21 protein-coding genes and 1 riboswitch are annotated in these 20,323 nt (G+C 72.4%); of the genes, 6 read left to right on the top strand and 15 right to left on the bottom strand.

What is annotated here, in order from left to right:
* Positions 1-54 precede the first annotated feature (54 nt).
* The 12 genes from BJ969_RS10150 to BJ969_RS10095 form a co-directional block, all read right to left on the bottom strand.
* A complete protein-coding gene (locus BJ969_RS10150; RefSeq protein ID WP_184478696.1) occupies positions 55-501 on the bottom strand; it encodes an acetyltransferase in 447 nt (148 codons plus the stop codon).
* Between the two features lie 64 nt (positions 502-565).
* Positions 566-1,447: an SMP-30/gluconolactonase/LRE family protein gene (locus BJ969_RS10145; protein ID WP_184478695.1), complete on the bottom strand. Its 882-nt coding sequence runs from the start codon at positions 1,445-1,447 to the stop codon at positions 566-568.
* 412 nt (positions 1,448-1,859) lie between these two features.
* Positions 1,860-2,861 carry a zinc-dependent alcohol dehydrogenase gene (locus tag BJ969_RS10140; protein ID WP_343071323.1) on the bottom strand — a complete coding sequence of 334 codons (1,002 nt, stop codon included), beginning with the start codon at positions 2,859-2,861 and terminating at the stop codon, positions 1,860-1,862.
* Between the two features lie 11 nt (positions 2,862-2,872).
* Positions 2,873-4,030, bottom strand: coding sequence for a mandelate racemase/muconate lactonizing enzyme family protein (locus BJ969_RS10135; protein ID WP_184478693.1), 1,158 nt, complete (start codon positions 4,028-4,030; stop codon positions 2,873-2,875).
* Positions 4,027-5,010, bottom strand: a complete 984-nt coding sequence (locus BJ969_RS10130) for a U32 family peptidase (protein WP_246456729.1) — start codon at positions 5,008-5,010, stop codon at positions 4,027-4,029. The genes BJ969_RS10135 and BJ969_RS10130 overlap by 4 nt, the downstream gene beginning before the upstream one ends.
* Positions 5,011-5,041: 31 nt before the next feature.
* Positions 5,042-5,350: a hypothetical protein gene (locus BJ969_RS10125; RefSeq protein WP_184478691.1), complete on the bottom strand. Its 309-nt coding sequence runs from the start codon at positions 5,348-5,350 to the stop codon at positions 5,042-5,044.
* A 29-nt stretch (positions 5,351-5,379) separates the two neighbouring features.
* Positions 5,380-7,044 carry a sodium:solute symporter family protein gene (locus BJ969_RS10120; protein WP_184478690.1) on the bottom strand — a complete coding sequence of 555 codons (1,665 nt, stop codon included), beginning with the start codon at positions 7,042-7,044 and terminating at the stop codon, positions 5,380-5,382.
* A 248-nt stretch (positions 7,045-7,292) separates the two neighbouring features.
* Positions 7,293-8,339, bottom strand: a complete 1,047-nt coding sequence (locus BJ969_RS10115; RefSeq protein ID WP_184478689.1) for a LacI family DNA-binding transcriptional regulator — start codon at positions 8,337-8,339, stop codon at positions 7,293-7,295.
* A gap of 407 nt (positions 8,340-8,746) precedes the next feature.
* Positions 8,747-9,532 (bottom strand): ABC transporter permease, encoded by a 786-nt coding sequence (locus BJ969_RS10110; RefSeq protein ID WP_184478688.1) that lies wholly within the window; start codon positions 9,530-9,532, stop codon positions 8,747-8,749.
* Positions 9,529-10,515, bottom strand: a complete 987-nt coding sequence (locus BJ969_RS10105) for an ABC transporter permease (protein WP_343071322.1) — start codon at positions 10,513-10,515, stop codon at positions 9,529-9,531. Before BJ969_RS10105 ends, BJ969_RS10110 begins: the two co-directional genes overlap by 4 nt.
* On the bottom strand, positions 10,512-12,035 hold the full coding sequence (locus BJ969_RS10100; RefSeq protein WP_343071321.1) for an ABC transporter substrate-binding protein: 1,524 nt from the start codon (positions 12,033-12,035) through the stop codon (positions 10,512-10,514). The genes BJ969_RS10105 and BJ969_RS10100 overlap by 4 nt, the downstream gene beginning before the upstream one ends.
* A 93-nt stretch (positions 12,036-12,128) precedes the next feature.
* A riboswitch (cobalamin riboswitch) is annotated at positions 12,129-12,320 on the bottom strand.
* A 79-nt stretch (positions 12,321-12,399) separates the two neighbouring features.
* Positions 12,400-13,158, bottom strand: a complete 759-nt coding sequence (locus BJ969_RS10095) for a DUF899 domain-containing protein (RefSeq protein ID WP_184478686.1) — start codon at positions 13,156-13,158, stop codon at positions 12,400-12,402.
* A gap of 174 nt (positions 13,159-13,332) precedes the next feature.
* Here BJ969_RS10095 and BJ969_RS10090 point away from each other — a divergent pair, with 174 nt between their 5' ends.
* Together BJ969_RS10090 and BJ969_RS10085 are read left to right on the top strand one after the other, a co-directional pair.
* A complete protein-coding gene (locus BJ969_RS10090; RefSeq protein WP_184478685.1) occupies positions 13,333-14,001 on the top strand; it encodes a hypothetical protein in 669 nt (222 codons plus the stop codon).
* A 42-nt stretch (positions 14,002-14,043) separates the two neighbouring features.
* Positions 14,044-14,778, top strand: coding sequence for a hypothetical protein (locus BJ969_RS10085; RefSeq protein WP_184478684.1), 735 nt, complete (start codon positions 14,044-14,046; stop codon positions 14,776-14,778).
* A gap of 244 nt (positions 14,779-15,022) precedes the next feature.
* On the opposite strand, the gene hrpB is transcribed toward BJ969_RS10085, so the two are convergent.
* Both hrpB and BJ969_RS10075 read right to left on the bottom strand, forming a co-directional pair.
* A complete protein-coding gene (gene hrpB / locus BJ969_RS10080) occupies positions 15,023-17,458 on the bottom strand; it encodes an ATP-dependent helicase HrpB (protein ID WP_184478683.1) in 2,436 nt (811 codons plus the stop codon).
* A 46-nt stretch (positions 17,459-17,504) separates the two neighbouring features.
* On the bottom strand, positions 17,505-17,939 hold the full coding sequence (locus tag BJ969_RS10075) for a MarR family winged helix-turn-helix transcriptional regulator (RefSeq protein WP_343071320.1): 435 nt from the start codon (positions 17,937-17,939) through the stop codon (positions 17,505-17,507).
* A gap of 62 nt (positions 17,940-18,001) precedes the next feature.
* Between BJ969_RS10075 and BJ969_RS10070 the strand changes: the two genes are divergently transcribed.
* Complete coding sequence (locus BJ969_RS10070; RefSeq protein ID WP_184478682.1) at positions 18,002-18,337, top strand: antibiotic biosynthesis monooxygenase family protein; 336 nt, start codon at positions 18,002-18,004, stop codon at positions 18,335-18,337.
* 21 nt (positions 18,338-18,358) lie between these two features.
* Here the strand turns inward: BJ969_RS10070 and BJ969_RS10065 are convergent, their stop codons facing one another.
* Positions 18,359-19,606 (bottom strand): NsdA family TPR-like regulatory protein, encoded by a 1,248-nt coding sequence (locus BJ969_RS10065; protein WP_184478681.1) that lies wholly within the window; start codon positions 19,604-19,606, stop codon positions 18,359-18,361.
* A gap of 65 nt (positions 19,607-19,671) precedes the next feature.
* Between BJ969_RS10065 and BJ969_RS10060 the strand changes: the two genes are divergently transcribed.
* Genes BJ969_RS10060 through BJ969_RS10050 form a run of 3 tightly spaced genes read left to right on the top strand, consistent with a single transcriptional unit; the run spans position 19,672 to position 20,302 of the window.
* Positions 19,672-19,914 carry a hypothetical protein gene (locus tag BJ969_RS10060; RefSeq protein WP_184478680.1) on the top strand — a complete coding sequence of 81 codons (243 nt, stop codon included), beginning with the start codon at positions 19,672-19,674 and terminating at the stop codon, positions 19,912-19,914.
* Positions 19,911-20,126, top strand: coding sequence for a hypothetical protein (locus BJ969_RS10055; protein WP_184478679.1), 216 nt, complete (start codon positions 19,911-19,913; stop codon positions 20,124-20,126). Before BJ969_RS10060 ends, BJ969_RS10055 begins: the two co-directional genes overlap by 4 nt.
* A complete protein-coding gene (locus BJ969_RS10050; protein WP_184478678.1) occupies positions 20,123-20,302 on the top strand; it encodes a hypothetical protein in 180 nt (59 codons plus the stop codon). Before BJ969_RS10055 ends, BJ969_RS10050 begins: the two co-directional genes overlap by 4 nt.
* Positions 20,303-20,323: the final 21 nt, after the last annotated feature.

Raw genomic sequence — 20,323 nt, 5'->3', positions numbered from 1 at the left:
GGCGGAGGGGGCTGTGGACCGGGGCGTGTCGGCCGGTCGGGATGGGGCTCCGCGTCAGGACGCGGAGCCGAGTCGCAGGTGGAGCAGCGGGTAGGGGCGGCCCGCGTCATCGGTCTCGCTGCGGCCGGTGACTTCGAAGCCGCGGTGGGCGTAGAAGCTCGCGGCCTGCTCGTTCTGCTCGTTGACGTCGAGCCTCGTCACGCCGTGCTCGGCGATCGCGTGCCGCAGGAGCGCTGTGCCGATCCCGCTCCCGCGGTGAGCCGCGTCGACGAAGAGCATCTCCAGGTTCCCGTCGAGCGTGCCCGCGAAACCCACCGGATCGCCGTCGATCTCCGCGACCGAGAGGACGACCGCGGGGAAGTGGTCCGACGCCAGGTGCCGCTCGATCTCGTCGCGATCCGCGGCGGCGAGGAAGGTGTGCGTCGCATCGACCGCGCTGCGCCAGATCGCGACGAGCGCCCCGTGTTCCACGGCTCCGATCGACGGGCGAACGGTCACCACGATGGACCTCCTCTGCGTCGAGCTCAGGATGTCATCCGGAATCCCGGTCGAGCGGACGGTCTGATCAACGCGTGCCAGGTCGGCTCATCGCGCAGGGCAGGACCGGCAGGCCGCGCCCCGCGTCGCGGAGCACGAACAACGCGCCGGCCTCCGGGTGGCGACGCACGTCCGTCTCCTGGCGGGAGGTCGTGATGTAGAGGTCCGTCCGGTCGACGCCGCCGAAGGTGCACGCGGTCACGCGCGGCACCGGCAGCGCCACCACGGCGAGCAACCCGCCGTCCGGCGCGTAGCGGTGCACCGCCGCGCCGCCCCACAGCGCCACCCACACGCAGCCCTCGGCGTCCACCGTCAACCCGTCCGGAGCTCCCACCACCGGGTCGATGCGCACCAACGGCCTCCGGTCGGTGAGCTCGCCGTCGCGGTAGGTGAACACGTCCACCCGCTGCGTCGGCGTGTCCACGTAGTAGGCGCGGGCGCCGTCGGGGCTCCACGCCAGGCCGTTGGAGATCGTCACGCCGTCCAGCACCACCTCCGCGCGCCCGGACGCGTCGAGCCGGTAGAGCGCGCCCGCGCCGGGAGTGGCCGCGTAGGCCATCGATCCGCAGTAGAACCGGCCGTGCGGGTCGCAGCCGCCCTCGTTCATCCGCACTCCCGGATCGGCCCACTGCTCGCCGAACGGGCGCACGTCGGTGAGGTCGTCGTCGGCGAGCGCGAAGCCCCGTTCCACCGCGAGCACCGCGCCGCCACCGATCCTCGGCCGCAGCGCGGCGGCGACCGAACCCACGTGCGTGCGCCGCACGGTCCCGTCGGGCAGCAGCGTGAGCACGTCGCCCGCGAGCATGTCCACCCACCGCAACCCCGGCCAGCCGTCGTGCCACACCGGCCCTTCCCCGTGCTTCGCGCACGCCTCGGTGACCTGCTCCGCCCGATACCGCCGCACGTCCATCCGACTCCTTCCCGCGGGGTGAACGGACCGTTCGTCCAACCGGACTGGTCGAACGGTCCGTTCACCCGCCTCCACCCACGATCCGCACCACTGCCCCGGCACCCGTCTTCGATTCGGGTGAACGGACCGTTCGACCGATCTCCTCGGACGAACGGTCCGTTCACCCCACCCCCTTCCCGACCCCCCGGGAGATCAACACCGTCGTCGGTCGCCACCGGGTTCGAGTGAACGGACCGTTCGTCCAACGGGATTGGGCGAACGGTCCGTTCACTCCGAAAAAGCTCGTGCGCCTTGCATGATGTCGTTGCATCGCGCGCTGCGCTGTGCAGCGATGCGCGTGTGGTTCGGGGTGAACGGACCGTTGGTCCAACGGGATTGGACGAACGGTCCGTTCACTCCGATCGCCGCGGGGTCATCGGTGGGGGTTGAGGAGGATCTTGCCGACGTGGGGGCCGGGTTCCTCCAGGGTCTCCAGGGCTTCGGCGGCGTCGGGCAGGGCGAACTCGTGGGTAATGATCCGCCCCGGGTCCAGCACCCCGGCGGTGAACAGGCGCACCACGTGCGACCAGGCACGGGACGGCGCGCCGAACACGGTGTGCACGGTGAGCTGCGCGGACACGAGCCGCGCCGTGGGCAGCGAATCCGACTCGGGAGGCACCCCGGTCAGCGCCACCCGCCCGCCGCGCCGGGCCAGCCGGGTCGCCAGGTGCGCGGTGCCGGGCGTGCCCGCGGTTTCGAGCACCGCGTCGAACCGGCCGCACCGCCGCACCGCTTCCAGGGGGGTGAGCACGGTCGTGGCCCCGCACGACTCGGCGATCTCCTCGCGGCCCGTTCTCGGTTCCACGACGACGAGTTCCGCCGGGCCGGTGGCCGCGAGCAGTTGCGTCCCGAGCAGCCCGAGGCTGCCGCCGCCGACGACGGCCACCCGCTCCCCCGACACCCCGCCGAGCCGCAGGCAGGCCTCGCCGACGCACGCCGCCGGTTCCAGCACGGCCGCCGCCCGCAGATCGGCTTCCGGCGGCAGCACGTGCAGCAGGCGGGCGGGCAGCACGAGGTGCCCGGACCACGCGCCGGGCAGGGTGAACCCGGTTTCCTCGTAGCCCGCGCCGCACAGGTTGTTCTCGCCGCGCCGGCACGCGTCGCAGGACTGGCAGCCGCGGAATCCCTCGCCGACGACGTGGTGACCCACGTAGTCGCCGGTGACGCCGGGCCCGACCGCGAGCACCGTGCCGGACCACTCGTGGCCGGGGATCACCGGGTACCGCACGAACGCGTCGGGCCGTCCGCCGGTGAACACCTCCCGGTCGGAGCCGCAGATCCCGCTCCACGCCACCCGCACCAGCGCCTCGCCGGGCCCGGGTTCGACGGCTTCGACGCGGCCGATCCGCAACTCCCCCGGCCGATCGATGATCACCGCACGATCGTTCACGCGGAGCCCCCGGTGCCGCGGAACTGCCAGTCGTCGGCGTACAGGTCGAAGTGCGCGCCTTCCGGCGGGTGTTCGCGCACGAAGTCCACGTCGAGCTCCACGCCGAGACCGGGTGCTTGGGGCAGCGGGAAGTAGCCGTCGGAGACCTCGGGCAGCCCGGGGGCCGCCTGCTTCACGTGCCGGTCGGCGAAGTCGTTGAAGTGCTCCTGGATCTTGAAGTTCGTGGTGGCCGCCGCCAGGTGCAGGTTGGCGGCGGTGAGCACCGGCCCGCCCACGTTGTGCGGTGCGATCAGCACGTAGTGGCTTTCGGCGGTGGCGGCGACCTTGCGGGTCTCCAGGATGCCGCCGAAGTGCCCGATGTCGGGCTGGATGACGTCCACGGCCCGCCGCTCGAACAGCTCGCGGAACTCGGTGCGGTCGTGCACGCGTTCGCCGGTGGCCACCGGAACGCTCACCTTCTCGGCCACTGTGGACAGTGCGGCGAAGTTCTCCGGCGGCACCGGTTCCTCGATCCAGCTCGGGGAGAACTCGGTGAGCTCGCCCGCGATGCGCACCGCTTCGGCCGGGGTGAAGCGGCCGTGCATCTCCACGAGCAGTTCCACGTCGGGGCCGACGGCGTCGCGCACCGCTTCGACCAGCGACACCGAGCGTCGCCGTTCGGCGGGTTCCAGTTCCCACCGGCCCGGCCCGAACGGGTCGAACTTCAGCGCGCGGTAGCCGCGGCGCACGACCTCCTGCGCGGCGGCGTGGAACTCCTCGGGCGACCGCTCCACCGTGTACCAGCCGTTGGCGTAGGCCTTGATCCGATCGCGCACCTTGCCGCCGAGCAGCCGCCACACGGGCTGACCGAGCGCCTTGCCGATGATGTCCCAGCACGCCATCTCGACGCAGCCGATGCCGGACATCGCGATCTCCCCGGCCCGCCCGTAGTCGCCGTGCTTCATCCGCCACACCAGCGATTCCAGGTCGAACGGGTCGGTGCCGACGATGTGCCTGGGCGCGGCTTCGCGCAGGTAGCCCAGCAGGGCCTGGGTGTGCCCGAGCATCCGCGTCTCGCCGACTCCGACCAGTCCGTCGTCGGTGTGCACGAGCACGTAGGTGAGGTCCCGCCACGGGGTGCCGAGCACGAAGGTGTCCAGGTGGGTGATCTTCATTCCGCTCCCCCGTCGGTCGTGCGCTCGGTCATCCAGGAAGTGGCCGCGGTCCGGTTTCGCGGTTGCGGCAGCGCCAGCCCGTCCGCGCCCGGCACGGAGGTGCCCACGTCCGGCGATTGCCGGGCGAGCAGGTCCAGGCCGATGCGGGCCCGCCGCACCCGTTCCCGCCCCAGGGCCACCGCGGTCGGCGTCAGGTGGGTGCCGCTCGGGTAGATGTTCGGCGCGTTGCGCAACCCGAACTTGACGTAGACGGGCGCGGCGACCCGCACGATCTCACCGATCTCCTGGTGCCGCACGAACCCACCCAGGTCGTCGGGCGCCTCGATGTAGACGTCCAGCGGCAGGTCGGTCGCCGCGCGGATCGCGGCGAGCTGCCCGGTGGTGAGGTCGGTCGGCACGTTGTAGGTGTCGGCCCCGAGATCTTCGGCGATGCGCACCGAAGCCGGGTTCGCCAAGCCCATCTGCACGCTGATCTTGAACTGCAGATCCGGTGGCAGGTCACCGGATTCCCGCATCTTCGCGGCGATCCGCAGCACGCCGAGGTCGGTGATCAGCACGCTGCGCACCCCCGCTTCGGCGCTGCGGTGGATGTCGTCCACCGCGTGCACGAGCCCGTCGGTGCCGCGGGCCTGCGCCGCGACGGGGCCGCCCCCGGACGCGGTCGCCATCGCCCCGATGTCCCAGCCCGCCAGCGGCCGGGCGAACAGGCTCAGCTCGACGGAGGCGTCCGCCGCCGTGCCCGCCATCCGCGCCAGCTCCACGTCGGTGAGCAACAGCGCCCCGCTGCCCTGGGAGATCCGGTGCACCACCACTTCTCTGGCGCGCGCCTCCTCCAGCACCGCGTCGAGCACTTCCGGGCCTTCGGTGCTGGGGATCTCCACGCGGTAGTGCGCCCCGTCGGGGAAGCGCTTCCCGCTGGTGGCGGGAGAATCGTCGGCGGCGAAGCCGTGTTCGGCGAGGAACCGTCGAGTGTGCGGCAAGGATCGTCCTTTCATCCGGGGCGTCGAATGGTCACTCCTCGTTCGGCGGTTCCACCCGCAGCGGCCGGGTCTTCAGCCACAGCAGGAAGAATCCGCCGACCAGCAGCATCGCCAGCCCGGTCCACAGGTTGATGTTGATGCCCTGCGCTTTCGCCAGCGCGTCCGCGTCGGCGAACAGCCCGGCGGCGCCGATCAGCAGCCCGTAGAACACGAACAGCCCGCCGATCACGCTGCGGACGTCGAACAACCGGGCCGCGGTGCCGGATTTCCGCTCCAGTTCCGCGATGTCGGCGGCGTGCTCATCTGGTGTGCCGTGCTCCGGGCGGTCGGGTTCGGTCATGGTGGCCTCCTTCCAGGTGCGGGATTCGCTCAGAACGAGAACGGGAGGTAGCAGGCCGCGGCGAGCACGATCGCGCCCCAGCCGAGCAGCGCCGGGCGGCGGTACCACGCGGAGTCGCCGGGCAGCTCCTCACCGCGGTCGTTCGCCGCGGCCCTCGTGTAGACGAGCCCGCGCAGCTCGGAGTCCGGCTTCGGCGCGGTGGCCAGCGCGACGGGCACGCTGACGGCCACGTCCACGGTGAACGCGATCATGGAGGAGATCATGTTCGCGCCCTGGTCGGTGGCGATCGGCACGACGCCGGTCTTGTACGCCACGTAGAAGGTGATCGGCGCGATCGTGCCCGCCAGCAGGCCGTAGAAACCGGCCTTCGCGGTCATCCGCTTCCAGAACAGCGCCAGGATGAACGTCGCGAACAGCGGCACGTTGAAGAACGAGAACAGCGTCTGCAGGTAGTTCATGATGTTGCTGAACGATGCCGCGATGAACGCCGTGCCCATGCCGGCGAGCACGCCCACCGCGGTGACGACGCGGCCCACCCGCAGGTAGTGCGCGTCCGGCATGCCCGGTTTCAGGTAGGGCCGCCAGATGTCGGTGGTGAACACCGTGTTGAAGCTGGACACGTTCGCGGCCATGCCCGCCATGAACGAGGCCATCAGCCCGGTCACGGCCAGCCCCAGCACGCCGTTGGGCAGCAGGTCGCGCATCAGCAGCGGGATCGCGTCGTTGTAGTCGTAGGCGCCACCGGCCTGCCCGATCTGCGGGTACACCAGCAGCGCGATGATGCCGGGCAGCACCACGATCAGCGGGATGAACATCTTCGGGAACGCCGCGATCAGCGGGGTGCGCCGCGCCGCCGAGAGGTTGCGCGCCGACAGCGAGCGCTGCACCTCGGCGAAGTTCGTCGTCCAGTACCCGAACGACACCGCGAAGCCGAGCCCGAGGGTGATCGTCAGCCAGTTCGCCCCCAGCGGGTTGTCCTGGCCGAACCCGGTGCCGCCCCACGCGGTGAGGAATTCCGGTCCGGGGCCGGCGAAAACGCTGTCGATGAACCCGCCGATGCCGCCGACCCTCGCCAGGCCGAGCACGGTCAGCGGGACCAGCGCGGCCACGATGACGAAGAACTGCAGCACCTCGTTGTAGATCGCCGAGGACAACCCGCCGATGATGATGTAGGCGAGCACGAACACGCCCGCAACACCGATCGACACCGGCAGCGGCCAGCCCAGCAGCGCCCGCAGCACGATCGCCAGCGCGTACAGGTTCACGCCCGCGATCAGCACCGAGGCGACCGCGAACAGGGCGGCGCTGAGCAGGTGCGAGGAGCGGCTGAAGCGCAGCAGCAGGAACTCCGGGACGCTGCGCACCTTCGAGTTGTAGTAGAACGGCATCATCACCAGGCCGAGGAACACCATCGCCGGGATCGCGCCGATCAGATACCAGTGGATCGTGTAGGCGCCGTACTGCGCCCCGTTCGCCGCCATGCCCAGGATTTCCGTGGCGCCGAGGTTCGCCGACACGAACGCCAGCCCCGTCACCCACGCGGGCAGCGATCGGCCGGAGAGGAAGAAGTCCAGGCTGTTGCGGACACTGCGCTTCGCGGCCAGGGCGATGCCCAGCACCACCGCGAAGTAGACGATCAGGATGAGGTTGTCCATCCAGTTCATGGACAGCCGTAAGCCATCGGCACTGAGCATGGTTCTCGTTTCCTCGTCTTCGTTGGCGAAGAGGCCTTCCGGGGTGATCTGCGTAGGGGTCGGGTGGTGGGACCCCAGCGCTGCGGGGTCGATGTCCCGGCCCGGCTCCACCGCGAGGGAAATCGCCGTCCTCGCGGGAAACCCGGCCGCGTGCGTGGTCACTGCTCAGCGGCTTCGCCGCCGGCAAGATCGGAGGTTCGCAGGGATCAGCGGTGCGTTCAGGGATCGAGCGGACCGCCGAGCCCGCGTCACGGGTCGCGGGCTCCGGTGCTGTCGCGCACCACGAGTTCGGCCGCGACGATCGAGCGGTCGGGCACGTCCGCCGCGCCTTCGACCAGCCGGAGCAGCTGGTCGCACGTCGTGCGCCCCAGGGCCAGGAAGTCCTGGCGCACCGTGGTCAGCGGTGGGGAGTAGTAGGCGGCTTCCGGCACGTCGTCGAACCCGACCACCCGCACGTCGCCCGGAACGGACCGGCCCGCTTCGGACAACGCGCGCAGCAGGCCGAGCGCCATCTGGTCGTTGGCCGCGAACACCGCGTCCGCGCCCGGATACCGCAGCAGCTTCCGCCCCGCCTCGTACCCGGAGCGGGGGCTCCAGTCCCCGCGCAGCACCGGAGGCACCGCTGCGCCCCGCGCCTCCAGCGCGGCCCGCCACGACTGCTCGCGGGCCTCGGTCTCGAACCAGCCGTCGGGACCGGAGATGTGCCAGACCGTCTCGTGCCCGAGCGCGAGCAGGTGCTCGGTGGCCTGGCGCCCGCCGTCGCGCTGGTCCACGGTGACCACCGGGACCGGCGCCTGCTCGGTGTCGGCGACCGCGACGACCGGCACGCCCGCGGGGACGTCGTCGAGCGCCCGTCCCGTCTCCGCGTGCGGCGCGATGACCACGATGCCCGCCACGCCCTGCGCGCTGAGCGCGTCGACCGCCTCACCGATGCCCGCTCTGCCCGGTTCGCGGACGCTGGCCACCGAGACGCCGAAACCGGAGTCGCGGGCGGCGTTCTCGATGCCGAACAGCGTGCTCGCCGGCCCGTGGAGCACGGAGTCCAGCGCGACCACGCCGAGCACCCGCGACCGCCCGGTGGCCAGTCCCCGGGCGTGCGGGTTGGGCCGGTAGCCGAGCCGCCGCACGGCGTCGAGCACCCGCCGCCGGGTGTCGGCCCGAACGGGTCCGGTGCCGTTGACGACGCGGGACACCGTCATGTGCGAGACCCCGGCGAGCCGGGCGACGTCGGCCAGCGAGGCCCGCTGCACCGGGCCGGGCGCACCGGCCACCGGACCACCGGATTCCTCGGCCATCGCCGCCCCCCGCTTCCGCCTCGATCGGATCGAGCCGCCAGTGTTAGCGCTAACACATCGGCGGTCAAGGTCCTCCGGGGCGAATTGCTCCGACCGCCGCGACGGCACTGCGGTGGACGGCGGCGCCGTCCACTCCATCGGGGGCAACCGCGCGCACCTCGGCCCTGGTGCGCGGCCCCGCTCTTCGGGCCGGAGCCGAAGGCCCCACCCCGGACGTGCCGGTCCGGCGCCCGCGATTTCGCGAGGAATCAACGGTCTCCGGCGTGTCCGACATCCCCTGTGGACGACCGTTCCGGCAGATCAGCGGGGGCACGATGGGCTCGGAGCGGGGGTTTCGCCTCGTTCGGGTGGTTCAACTTCTCGCGAAATTGCGGGAATCGTCCACAACGTGACGGCTGGGGCCGGGGTCAGCTGGGGCCGCGGCCGGTCACCAGGTGGTGGTCGACGGTGAGGTTGATGCCGGTGCAGAGGGCGACCAGCAGGCCCGCCGGGACGAGGACCGCGCACGGCTGCAGGAACAGCGCCTCCTGGTTGCGCTCCACCAGCACCGCCCAGTCGGCGGTGGCGGGATCGAGGCCCAGGCCGAGGAAGTTCGCCGAGGCGACGAGGTACAGCACCAGGCTCAACCTGCCGCCCGCGTCCACGGCGACGGGCGCGAGCACCCCGCGGCCGATGTAGTCGAAGTGGATGCGCCACCACGATTCCCCTTGCAGCGCCATCGCTTCCACCGCGCCGCGCCGGCCCGCGTCGAGCGCCGCACCGCGCACGATCCGCACCACGGCGGGCAGTTGCAGCAGCGCCACCGCGACGACGAGCGCGCCCGCCGTCCGGGTCCCGGTGGCGGCCAGCACCATCAGCACCAGCAGTCCGGGCAGCGCCAGCACCAGGTCCAGGCCGCGGGTGAGCCACCGGTCGAGCCACCGGTACGGCTGGCCCACCGCGGCCAGCGCCAGCGGCACCCCCGCCAGGTAGGACAGCGCGAGCGCTCCCCCGGCCAGCGCCAGCACCGATCCGCCGCCGTGCAGCGCCAGGGCGAGCACGTCCCGGCCGAGCACGTCGGTGCCGAGCGGGTGCGCGCCGCCGGGCGGCAGCAGCGGGACGCTCGCCGCGTGCACCGGCCCGGTCAGCAGCGGTCCGGCCAGCGCCGCCAGCAGCGGCACGCCGAGCAGCACCCAGCCGAGGACGCGGCTCATCGCGCGCCCGCCCGGAACCGGCGCGCCGCCAGGTCGACGACCGCGTTGACGCCGATCGTGACCGCGGCGAACAGCAGCGCGTAGCCCTGCACCGCGGGCAGGTCCCGGGCGCGCACCGCCTCGACGAACCCGGACCCGAGCCCGTCGAGCGCGAACAGCGCCTCCACCACGACCACGCCGCCGAGCAGCCCGTCCACGGTGCGCCCGAGTTGTTGCAGCACCGGGCCGATCGCGTTCGGCAGCACGTGGCGCAGCACCACCGCGCGCGCACCGAGCCCGGCGCGTCGCGCGTGCGTCGCGAACTCCGCGGAGTTCGCGACCACCACGCCGGCGCGGACCTGCCTGGCCAGCGCGGACAGCTGCTTGGCCACCAGGACCGCCACCGGCAGCACCAGCACCGCGGGTTCGGCCGCCAACGACCAGCCGGACAACCCGGCGGCCGTCGCGGGCAACCAGCCCGCCTGCACCGAGAACACGCCCACCAGCAGCAGCGCCAGCGCGAACTCGGGCACCGAGTTCAGCAGCACCACCGCGAAGTTCACCGAGCGGTCGAACCGGGATCCGGCGCGCAGTCCGCTGCGCGCGCCCAGCCACAGCGCCAGCGGCAGCACGATCAGCAGGGTCAGCACCGCCAGCAGCACCGTCGTCGCGGCGTTGCCCGCGATCTCGTCGACCACCGGGCGCCCGGTGCGCAGCGAGGTGCCGAGGTCGCCGTGCAGGATTCCCGCCGCCCAGTCCAGGAATCGGGTGCCCAGCGGCTCGTCCAGGCCGAGGCGCCGCCGCAGCGCGTCGACCTGCCCGGTGTCGGCGTGCTCGCCGAGGACGACTTCGGCGGTGTCGCCGGGCAGCAGCGCGGTGAGCGCGAACACGCCGACGGCGACCAGCGCGATCTGCGCCACCGCGACGCCGATCCGGGACAGCACCGCGCCGAGCACCCGAGCACCGGGGGCCGCCCCGCGCAGCCGCGGAGCGAGCGCGATCACCCCACGCTCACCCGGTCGAACCGGGCCCAGTCCAGGGAGTTCGGTGGTGCTCCGCGCACGCCGGACACCTGGTCGGAGGTGGCGACGTTCCAGCCGCTGAAGCCCCACACCACCATGCCGCTGTGCTCCCGCGACAACCGCTGCGCCCGCGCCAGCAGGGCCGCCCGCCGATGTTCGTCGGCTGTGGACAGAGCTTCGGCGTGCAGCGCGTCGAATTCGGCGGAGCGGTAGCCGGTGTAGTTGTTGCCGCCCGCGTCGGAGGTCATGCGCTGGCCGAGGAACGTCGGCACCGGCAACGCGGCGGTCCTGCTCAGGGAGGCCACGCCGTGCTCCTTGATGTCGGAGAAGTACGTTTCCGACGGCCCGACCCGCGGCGTCACGCGCATCCCGATGTCGCCCAGCTGCTGGGAGATGAGGCTCGCCGCCGACTCGAAGTACGGGTCGACGGAGCTGGTCTGCAACTCCCAGCCGAGCCCGTCGGCGCGGGCCTCCCGCAGCAGCGACCGGGCGAGCTCCGGGTCGCGGACGGGTTCGGGCAGGCCCGCCGGGTAGAACCGCAGACCGGCGCCGAACAGGTCGTTGCCGATCCGTCCCTGGCCGCTGAGCGCGATGTCGAGCAGCGCTCGGCGGTCCAGCCCCGCCCGCACCGCGCGCACCAGCCTGGGGTCGGAGAACGGGGGCCGGTCGACCTTGAGCAGCAGCGACTGCATGGTGCCGAACGGCGCGGAGTGCACGCGCGCCCGGCCGCCCTGCTCCAGCAGTCGCACCGAGTTCGCGCTGACGTCGTGGGCGTAGTCGACCTGACCGGACAGCAGCGCGTTGACCCGCGCGCTCTCCTCCTCCATCGGCACGAACTCCAGCTCGGCCGGGGTGGCCGGGCCGGACCAGTGGTCGTCGAACCGCGCGAACACGGCGGGTTTGCCGGGTTCGAAGGACACGAAGCGGAACGGTCCGGAGCCGACGGGGGCGGTGAAGTCGGTCGTTCCGGCGGGCACGATCTCGGTGGCGGGGGCGCCCCACGCGGCGGGGAACTCGAAGTTCGGCGCGCCGAGCACCAGTTCCAGTTCGGTGGCCGAGATCGCCGTGCTGGCCGCGAAGTCCACGTCTCCGAAGTGCGCGCTCGCCTGCGCCGCGGTGGAGTCGTCGGCGATGCGCCGGTACGTGTAGAGCACGTCTTCGGCGGTCACCGGGCGTCCGTCGTGGAACTTCGCCGGGCGCAGCCGGATCCGCCAGCGGGTGCCGGTCGGATCAGGCTGCCACCACTCGGCGAGGCGGGGCACCACGCTCATGTCGTCGGCGTAGCCGACGAGCGTGTCGAACAGCGCTTTCGCCCTCGCCTGGTCGACGAACAGCGAGCCGGTGTGCGGGTCCAGGGATTCGGTCGCCCCGCCCGCGGGGAACGCCACCCGCAGCCGCCCCGGGCTCGACCCGGAACCGCCGGAACAGGACACCAGGGGCACCGCGGCGAACGCTCCCGCGACACCCGCGAGCAGCCGCCTGCGGCCGAGCACGCCGCTCACGCGGCGCGGCAGGACTCGGGGGACCGACCGGAATCCGGCGCGTACAACGAGTTCGGGTGCACTTCGTACCTCCTCGGGGCTCCGCGACCCCGTGCGAATCGGTACGACGGTGCCAGTCTCCTGGCTCATGGATCAGCGCCGCGCCCCGCCTTCCCACCGGTTTCCCGGCAGTGGCCCCAGTGGACGCGGCTCCCCATTCACAGTGGCGGGACCGCGCCGGATTCCTCACCGGCTTCCTGCACACCGTCGCAGTGGAACGTCGCGACAACCTTTCAGCCTGCGTTGATCGTTGTCAAGAAACATGTGAACCACCCGATGCGGGCGGACCCGCGGTCATCGCCCGACCTCGCTGCGCCGCCGGTGATCAGTACTCGTCGTGGTAGCGGACCTTGTCGCTGCCCGCCGGGGCGCCGACGGCACTCGCCCGCCCCTTCGGTTCCTCCCACTCCTCCTGCCTGCCCAGCGCGGTGAGGTCGAGCAGGCTCGTGGTGCTGCCGAGGCCGTCGAGGCCGCGCGCGTACGTGGAGTAGGTGTGGAACACGGCGTCCCCGTCGCGCAGGAACACGCTCAGGCCGGGGAGTTCGAACGGCTCGGAGCCTTCGACGTAGTAGCCGACCCCGGCCCGCTCCAGCTCCGCCCTGGTGCGGTAGTTGTACTCGATCGGCGACACCGATTCGTCGTGGGTGACGTGGAAGTCGTGGTTGAACCGGCCGCCGCCGGAGGAGTACCACGGGAACGTCCAGCCCATCCGCTCCTTGAACGGTTCGATCTTGTCCAGCGGCGCCCGCGAGACCACGACCAGCGAGGTGTCCCGCGCGCGCAGGTGCGTGAGGTCGCCGAACTGGTCGACGAACCCCGAGCAGCTCGGACAGCCCGCGTCCCAGCTCGGGTCGAACATGAAGTGGTAGATCAGCAGCTGGCGGCGCCCGCCGAACAGGTCGAGCAAGGTGGCCGTCCCGTCCGGGCCGTCGAACCGGTAGTCCTCGTCGATGCGGACCATCGGCAACCGCCGCCGGTCCGCGTTGAGCGCGTCCCGCGCCTTCGTCGCCGCCTTCTCCCTCGCCAGCAGTTCCTTGCGCGCGGCGAGCCATTCCTCCCGCGACACGACCTCGGGCAAGCTCATCGTCGTCCTCCTCGAATCGTCCGTTCCACGAGTTCGACCGCTCGGTGCGCGGGAACTCATCGCGCAGCCCGCCGGTTCCACCGAACGGACGACCCGGGTGCTCGCGGGGCTCGTTGTCGGGGGTCTGGTGCAGAGTGTCGCCATCACAAGATCGACGCTTGACGAGGACCACCGATGACAGCACCGACGTTCCCCGCGGACACCCTGGATTCCGAAGGCGGCCCCGCATGGATCTCCGATCTCGGCGCGGAGGACCCGCACCAGCTCGTGCACCTGGTGCGCGACCTGCAGCCGCTCGAAGCGCTGGAGGTGCTGGGGGCGAAGCTCCGGCACGTGCGGCCGTGCACCTTGCCGCCGGAGCGCTCCGACGAGCACACCTCGCTGCCGCGCACCGCGCTCGGCGACGTCGAGTGCAGCGCGGTGCTGCTGGCCGGACGGATCGGCGGCTGGACCTTCGTCCTCGACGACGCGGGCATGACCTCCGAGGTCTCGGGCGTCGACGGCGCCTTGGTGGATCCCGCCGTGGCGCTGTCCCGGACCGGCGGGTCGGCGTTGACCCTCGCGAACAACTTCAGCGGGCCGAGCTGCGGCCTCGTGTTCGCCGAGCACGGCGAAGAGGTGCTGTGGACGAACTCCGACGACCTCGACGGGATCGCGCCCGAGCTGGAGGGCAGGCTCAAGGACGCCGTCGAGGCCGCCGGGATCGTCGAGCAGGACTACCTCGATCCGGGTGAGCGCGACCCGGAGGCGGTCATCCGCATGGGCTGCGCGCTCGCGGGGATCACCTCCTGGACGTCGGCGGACGTCCGCGGCGCCGACCTGGTGATGCTGCCGTTCGGCTGAGCTCGCCCGTCGGCCCGCCCTTCCCCACTCCGAGGAGATGTCTTGCCCACACCTGGTTTTCCACCTGGAACCCTGGACGCCGATGATCGCCCGATCTGGCTGTCCGAACTGGACGTGATCGGCCACTCCACCGCGCACCTGGTGCGCGACGTCGCACCGCGCGCGGCGCTGGAGCTGCTCGGCCTCGACGCCGGTTCCGCCGTGCCGTGCACGTTGCCCGCGCAGTCCACCGACGAGCACACCTCGTTGCCGCGCGCGGCCCTCGGCGACCCCGACTGCGTCGCGGTGCTGCTGGCGGGCCGGGTCCACGGCTGGACGCTGGTGTTCGACGACGCCGGCGCGACCAGCGAGGTCGGCGACCTGGAGCGCGCCCGCGCGGTGGACGCGGCGGCCGGCGGCGACTGGTCCGGCCTCGAGGCGATGGCGGGCAGGCCGAGACCGGCCGTGCAGGAGCCGAGCGCGGTCCTGTCCGCCGCCGGCGGACCCGCGGTGACGATCCGGACGAACTTCACCGGCCCTCCGGTAGCCATCGGGTACGCGATCGACGGCGAGCTCGTCTTCAGCACGGACTCCGACGACCTGGACCTCCGCGATCCGCAGCCCCGAGCCGACGTCCGGGCGGCCATCGCGGCGGCGGGCATCTCCGACGAGGACGACCTGGCCCCCGGCGAACCGGACACCTTCGCCCTGGCCCGCATCGGCTGCGCCCTGGCAGGCGTGACCTGGACGCTCCCCGACCTCCGAGCCACCGACCTCATCGCCCTCACCTTCAACTGAACAGAACCAAAGCCGCTGACCACTTCTCTTTGATCTTGCATCTCCAGGTGAGCGCCTTCGTGGTCGTTGTCTTGTCAGCGGCGAAGCCGCTGAGCAGTGACCACCAGAGCAACCGGCACCGCCGCGGGTTCTCAGGTGCTTCCTCGCGAGGACAGCTTTTTCCCTCGTGGCGGAGCCACTCGGGAAAAAGATCCCGCAGCGAGGAAGCACCTGAGGTTCCGCCACCCGAACCCTACGCAGACGATCAACGGCGGGTCTTCCGCGTGGGAAGTGCCGTGGTGGGGTCGGTGGGCCAGGGGTGCTTCGGGTACCTGCCGCGCAGGTCGGCGCGGACCTGCGGGTAGCCGGTGGCCCAGAAGGACTCCAGGTCGGAGGTGACCGCCGCCGGGCGTCCGGCGGGTGAGAGCAGGTGCAGCACCAGGGGGATTCGGCCGCCGGCGAGCATCGGGACCTGGCGCCAGCCGAAGACCTCCTGCACCTTCACCGGCAGCACCGGCCGATCACCCGAGTAGTCGATCTTGATCCGGGACCCGGACGGCACCTCGACGCTCTCCGGCGCGAGCTCGTCGAACCGGGCCGCCTGCGACCACGGGATCAGCCTCCGCAGCCCGCCCGCAGCGGAGATCCGCGCGAGGTCGGCCCGCTTCCGGGCGCGGGACAGCTCCGGCTCCAGCCAGGAGTCCACATCGGACAGCAGCGAGTCGTCGTCGACGGCGGGCCACGGTTCGCCGAGCGCGGAGTGCAGGAATCCGATGCGGTCGCGCAGCCGGACGGCGTCCTGGCTCCAGCGCACCAGCTCCAGTCCGTCGACGCGGAGCCCGTCGAGCAGCGCCGCCCGCACCAGCGCCGGGTCGGGTTCGCGCAGCGGCCTGCTGTCCACGGTGATCGCGCCGATCCGCTCTTCGCGCACCGCCCGCACGTCGCCGCCGGACCACCGGACCTCGTCGCGCGCGCTGAGCAGCGGAGCCGCCACTCGTCGAGCCAAGCCCTCGTCGGCGGGGGCGGCGAGCCGCACCGTGCCGTGCGCGGCGCCGGGGCTGCGGTCGGCGACCGCCACCGCGAGCCACTCGGCGTGCCGCAGCGGCGATCCGGTGGGCACTTCGACGGCCGTGCCCGACGCCATCAGGTAGATCGGGGAGTCCGCAGCCCGGCGGCGGGCGACGCGCTCCGGGAAGGCGAGCGCCACGATCTCGGCCGCGTCCGCCCTGCCCTGCCGCGTCGGCTTCTCCGCGCGCCCGGCCAGCCTGCGCGATTCCCGCCGCCACCGGTCGGTGCCGGGCCCGCCGCGGCGCAGCCGCGCCAACGCGGAGTCCACATCGGACTCGGAGGTCACCGTGTCGTCGTCGAGCAGTGCCACGACCTCGCTCGCCGCCCGTAACCCGGCCCGTTCGGTGCCGTCGAGCAGTGCTCGCGCCAGCCTCGGGTGCAGCCCGAGCTCGGCCATCCGCCGGCCTCTGCCGGTCACCGCGCCGTCGGGGTCGAGCGCGCCGAGTCCGCGCAGCACCTCGTGCCCGGCGGCGAGCGGACCCGTCGGCGGCTCGTCCCACCAGGTCAGCGCGGAACCGTCCGGAGTTCCCCAGCAGGCCAGCTCCAGCGCGAGGCGGGTGAGTTCGGCGGTGCGGATCTCCGGCTCGGCGAACGCGGGCAACGTGCTGTGCTCGTGCTCCGGCCAGCACCGGTAGGCGATGCCCGGCCCTTGCCGCCCGGCGCGGCCGGCGCGCTGCTCGGCACCCGCCTGCGACACGCGCACCGTCGCCAGTCCTGCGAGCCCACGCCTCGTATCCACTCTGGACACACGGGACATCCCGGAGTCGACGACCGCGCGCACGCCCGGCACCGTCAGGCTCGACTCCGCGACGGCCGTCGCGAGCACCACCTTGCGCCGCTTCCCCTCGCGCAGCGCGGAATCCTGCTCGGCGTGCGGAAGCCTGCCGTGCAGCGGGAGCACGTCCACATCAGACAGTCCGGCGAGCGCGGCGGCGACGCGGCGGATCTCGCCCGCGCCGGGCAGGAAGGTGAGCACGTCGCCGTCCTGCTCGTCGAGCGCGGTCCGCACCGCCCGCGCCACGCACGCCTCGATCCGTTCGCCCGGGTTCGGCGGCAGGTAGCGGTGCTCCACCGGGTAGGTGCGCGCCTGCGCGTGCAGCACCGGGGCGCCGCCCAGCACTTCCGCCGCGCGGGTGGCGGCGATCGTCGCGGAGGTCGCCAGCAGCCGCAGGTCCGGGCGCAGCCCGTCGCGCGCGTCGAGCAGCAGCGCCAGCAGCAGGTCCGCGTCGAGGTGGCGTTCGTGGCACTCGTCGAGCACCACCACGTCGACCCCGGACAGCTCCGGATCCGCCTGCAACCGCCGCACCAGCAGGCCCGAGGTGACGACTTCGACGACGGTGCGCGGCCCCCGCACGCGCTCCCCGCGCACCGAGTACCCCACGCGCTCGCCGACGTCCTCCCCCACCAGCTGCGCCATCCGGCGGGCGGCCGCGCGGGTCGCCAGCCGCCGCGGCTCGGCCACCACCACCCGCAGCCCGCGTTGCGCCAGCGCCAGCGGCACCAGCGTCGTCTTCCCGGTACCGGGCGGAGCGACCAGCACGGTGGTGCCGTGTTCGGCGAGCGCGTCGGCGACCTCGCCGAGCACCGGACGCACCGGCAGGTCCGGCAGCGGGAGGGAGGAGAAGTCGGTCATCGCAGCACAGTGTCCAGGTCGTTCGTCGCGGTCGGGGGGCGCGGGCTCAGTCGGCGAGGTTGTCGGTGCACCGGATCAGCAGGCCCGCCAGCTGGAGGCGTTCCGCCGCGTCGAACCCGGCCAGCATCCGCTCCTCCGCCGCGGTCATCACCTCGGCCGCCCGAACCAGCCGCTGTTCGCCGAGCGGCGTCAGCCGAGCCGGTTTCGCCCGCCCGCTCGCGGGACGGTCGGCGACCTCCACGAGCCCGCCGCCGCGCAGGCCCGCGAGCACGTCCTGCAGCGACTGCCGGGTGACGAAGCAGAACCGCGCCAGCTCCGCCGAGGACGCGCCCGGATGTTCGTGGAGGGCGTTGAGCACCGCGTACTGCGCGATCGTGACGCCGACGCCGCGCAGTTCGCGCTCGGATTCGTGCCGCAGCATCTGCTGGACGCGCTTGACGAGGTATCCGGGCCGATGCTCGGTGTGTCCCTGTTGACTCACGTAAGGATCCTGACACAGACTGTGTGATGTCAGGAACCTGACATATCGAGAGGATCCGAGAGATGCCGAGCACCATCGAGCAGAACGCGCCGCTGGCGACCCTGATCAACGTCTTCACCGTGCGCCCGGAGCGCCAGCGCGAACTCGTCGACCTGCTCAACCGCGCGACGGAAGAGGTCATGATCACGCTGCCCGGCTTCGTGTCCGCCAACATCCACGCCAGCACCGACGGCACCAAGGTCGTCAACTACGCCCAGTGGAGCGACGCGGACGCGTTCCAGGCCATGCTCGCCAACCCCGTCGCGCAGCCGCACATGCAGGCCGCCGCGGAAGTGGCCGAGTCCTACGAGCCGCACCTCTACGCGGTCGACGCGGTGCACGTGGTCGACGACATCTGAGACCTCGCGGCGCGAAGCGGCTCAGCGCGGCGGGAGGCGGTGGCGGATGTGGTCGAGCACGTCGGACAACGTCGAGGGCAACGCCTCCCCCGGCACCCTGGAGACGGCACGATGCAGAACCGCTTCCGTCGCAGCGGACGCGACCTGCCCGACCATCGGGAAGATCTCCAACGCCGTCCGCTCAGCCTCCCCCAGATCACGTGCCGCGAGCAGTGCATCGAACAGGTTCGCGCGATGGATGTAGAGCCCCCAGCGGTAGTCCGCCACCTGCGCGGCGCCTTCGGCCGACTCCGCCAAGTACGGCAACGCCCGCACGGGATCACCGGCCCTGGCGTACATCAGCCCTTGGTGCCCCGAGACCACCTGCTCGTCCACCCACCACGTCCACGCCGGGTCGCGCTCGCTGATCCCGTCATCAACGGTGGCCCGTGCACGATCGAACGCGCGCTCGGCATCGGAAGTAGCGCCCAACTTCCCCAACGCCCGCGCCCGCCGCACGTCGAACAACGCCCGGACACGACCCGGAAGCCGCTCGTCATCGCTGAACCGCTGCGCGATGCGCAGCGATTCCCGGTGCCGCCCGCAATGCGTCGACGCCAACGCCTGGTTCGACAAGATGAACCACTGCATCGAAGTGTCACCGGCGATCTGCGCCAGCATCAACGCCTCCGCGTTGAGCAGCCTCGCCTCCTCATCGCGCTGCGCGTCGATGAGCATCCAGCCCGCGACCTCGCCCAGCTCCGCCGTCGCCGCCTCCAGGTCCCGCTCCACCTCCACCCGGTAACGCCCCGACGCCAGAACCCGCTGCGCATCACGGAAACGCCGCACCACGGCATCGACCACCTCGCCCGAGCCCAGCAGCGAGTCCATCCGCACGAACTGCGCGATCGCGCCGTGCAAGGAGGCCACGAAGTCCGCGTCGGCGGGCGGCCCGTTCTCCGCCGCGCCCGACCCGGTCGGATCCGAAGCAGCCTCGGCGGAGATCTCGTCAGCGGCCGACGGCGTCTCCGGGAACCCCAGTTCCGCGTCCGACGACGCGCCCAGCACCGCCCGCAGCGCCGCCCGGTACGGCGCGGAAGGTCGGCGCACCGCGCCGCGCTCCCACTTCGCCAGCAGGTGCGGGTCCAGGTCGTGGCGCTTGCCGGTCTCCCGCCACAACCACGACGACACCGCCGAAGCGAGCTCGGAACGGGACATCGGTTCGCCCGGCGCGCGCCGGGACGCGGTGCGCGACCGCGCCTCCCGCAGGCTTTCGTTGGGTTGACCCACGGTTACCCATGATGACCACCCGGCTGACCTGGAGTCCACGCACCCTCGGTGACGATCCTGCGACCATGAGTGATCGAACATCCGAAGTGCAGTGGGTCGGCGGCAGGCACGCCGCCGTCGGACACGCGGTGCCCGCGCGGTGGCGGTGGTCGCCGGGGTGCACGACGCGAGCCGTGTGCGGCGCCGAGATCCGACCGGCGTGGCCCGGGTACCTGCTGCCGCCGGGAGTGTGCCCCGACTGCCGCGCCCGGACGGGCACCGCGCCGCCGCTCGACGAGCGCCGCCCGGCACCGAGGTGGCAGCCGTGATCTTCTTCGCCCGCTACCGGAGCACCGCGCTCGGCGTCTCCGGCTTGATCAGCCACGCGTTCGAGATCCGGCATCCGGCGGCTCGCGGCAGGGAACTCACCTCGCTGTGCGGGCAGACGTTCCCGCCCGGCGTGCTCGCCGTGCTGCCCGGCTGGACGGGGAACCGCTGCCCGGCCTGCGCGCTGCGCCGGTCCCGGAACGAGCACCGATGAGCTCCGGGCCGGAGTACGCGGACGACCGAGCGGATCACGACGCCGGGATCGGATCGCCCTGGGTCCACCTGTTCAGCGGCGACCTCGCCGCCGACCTCGCCGCCGCGGCTCCCCCGGACGGTGCTCCCGACCTGGTGACGCTGGGGGTGGTGCTGACCCGGTTGCGGGAACTCTGACGCCACCCACCCCACCCGCTG

The sequence above is a fragment of the Saccharopolyspora gloriosae genome (genome assembly GCF_014203325.1).
In the GTDB taxonomy this organism is placed as follows: domain Bacteria; phylum Actinomycetota; class Actinomycetes; order Mycobacteriales; family Pseudonocardiaceae; genus Saccharopolyspora_C; species Saccharopolyspora_C gloriosae.
The sequence above is the reverse complement of the archived record's forward strand: the minus strand, read 5'-3'. Positions and strand labels throughout refer to the sequence as shown.

Coding starts and splice junctions, on each gene's coding strand:
- hrpB (WP_184478683.1), bottom strand. CDS start 17,458: ATGACCGACTTCTCCTCCCTCCCGCTGCCGGACCTGCCGGTGCGTCCG.
- BJ969_RS10145 (WP_184478695.1), bottom strand. CDS start 1,447: ATGGACGTGCGGCGGTATCGGGCGGAGCAGGTCACCGAGGCGTGCGCG.
- BJ969_RS10115 (WP_184478689.1), bottom strand. CDS start 8,339: ATGGCCGAGGAATCCGGTGGTCCGGTGGCCGGTGCGCCCGGCCCGGTG.
- BJ969_RS10125 (WP_184478691.1), bottom strand. CDS start 5,350: ATGACCGAACCCGACCGCCCGGAGCACGGCACACCAGATGAGCACGCC.
- BJ969_RS10070 (WP_184478682.1), top strand. CDS start 18,002: ATGCCGAGCACCATCGAGCAGAACGCGCCGCTGGCGACCCTGATCAAC.
- BJ969_RS10090 (WP_184478685.1), top strand. CDS start 13,333: ATGACAGCACCGACGTTCCCCGCGGACACCCTGGATTCCGAAGGCGGC.
- BJ969_RS10120 (WP_184478690.1), bottom strand. CDS start 7,044: ATGCTCAGTGCCGATGGCTTACGGCTGTCCATGAACTGGATGGACAAC.
- BJ969_RS10050 (WP_184478678.1), top strand. CDS start 20,123: ATGAGCTCCGGGCCGGAGTACGCGGACGACCGAGCGGATCACGACGCC.
- BJ969_RS10110 (WP_184478688.1), bottom strand. CDS start 9,532: ATGAGCCGCGTCCTCGGCTGGGTGCTGCTCGGCGTGCCGCTGCTGGCG.
- BJ969_RS10060 (WP_184478680.1), top strand. CDS start 19,672: ATGAGTGATCGAACATCCGAAGTGCAGTGGGTCGGCGGCAGGCACGCC.
- BJ969_RS10095 (WP_184478686.1), bottom strand. CDS start 13,158: ATGAGCTTGCCCGAGGTCGTGTCGCGGGAGGAATGGCTCGCCGCGCGC.
- BJ969_RS10135 (WP_184478693.1), bottom strand. CDS start 4,030: ATGAAGATCACCCACCTGGACACCTTCGTGCTCGGCACCCCGTGGCGG.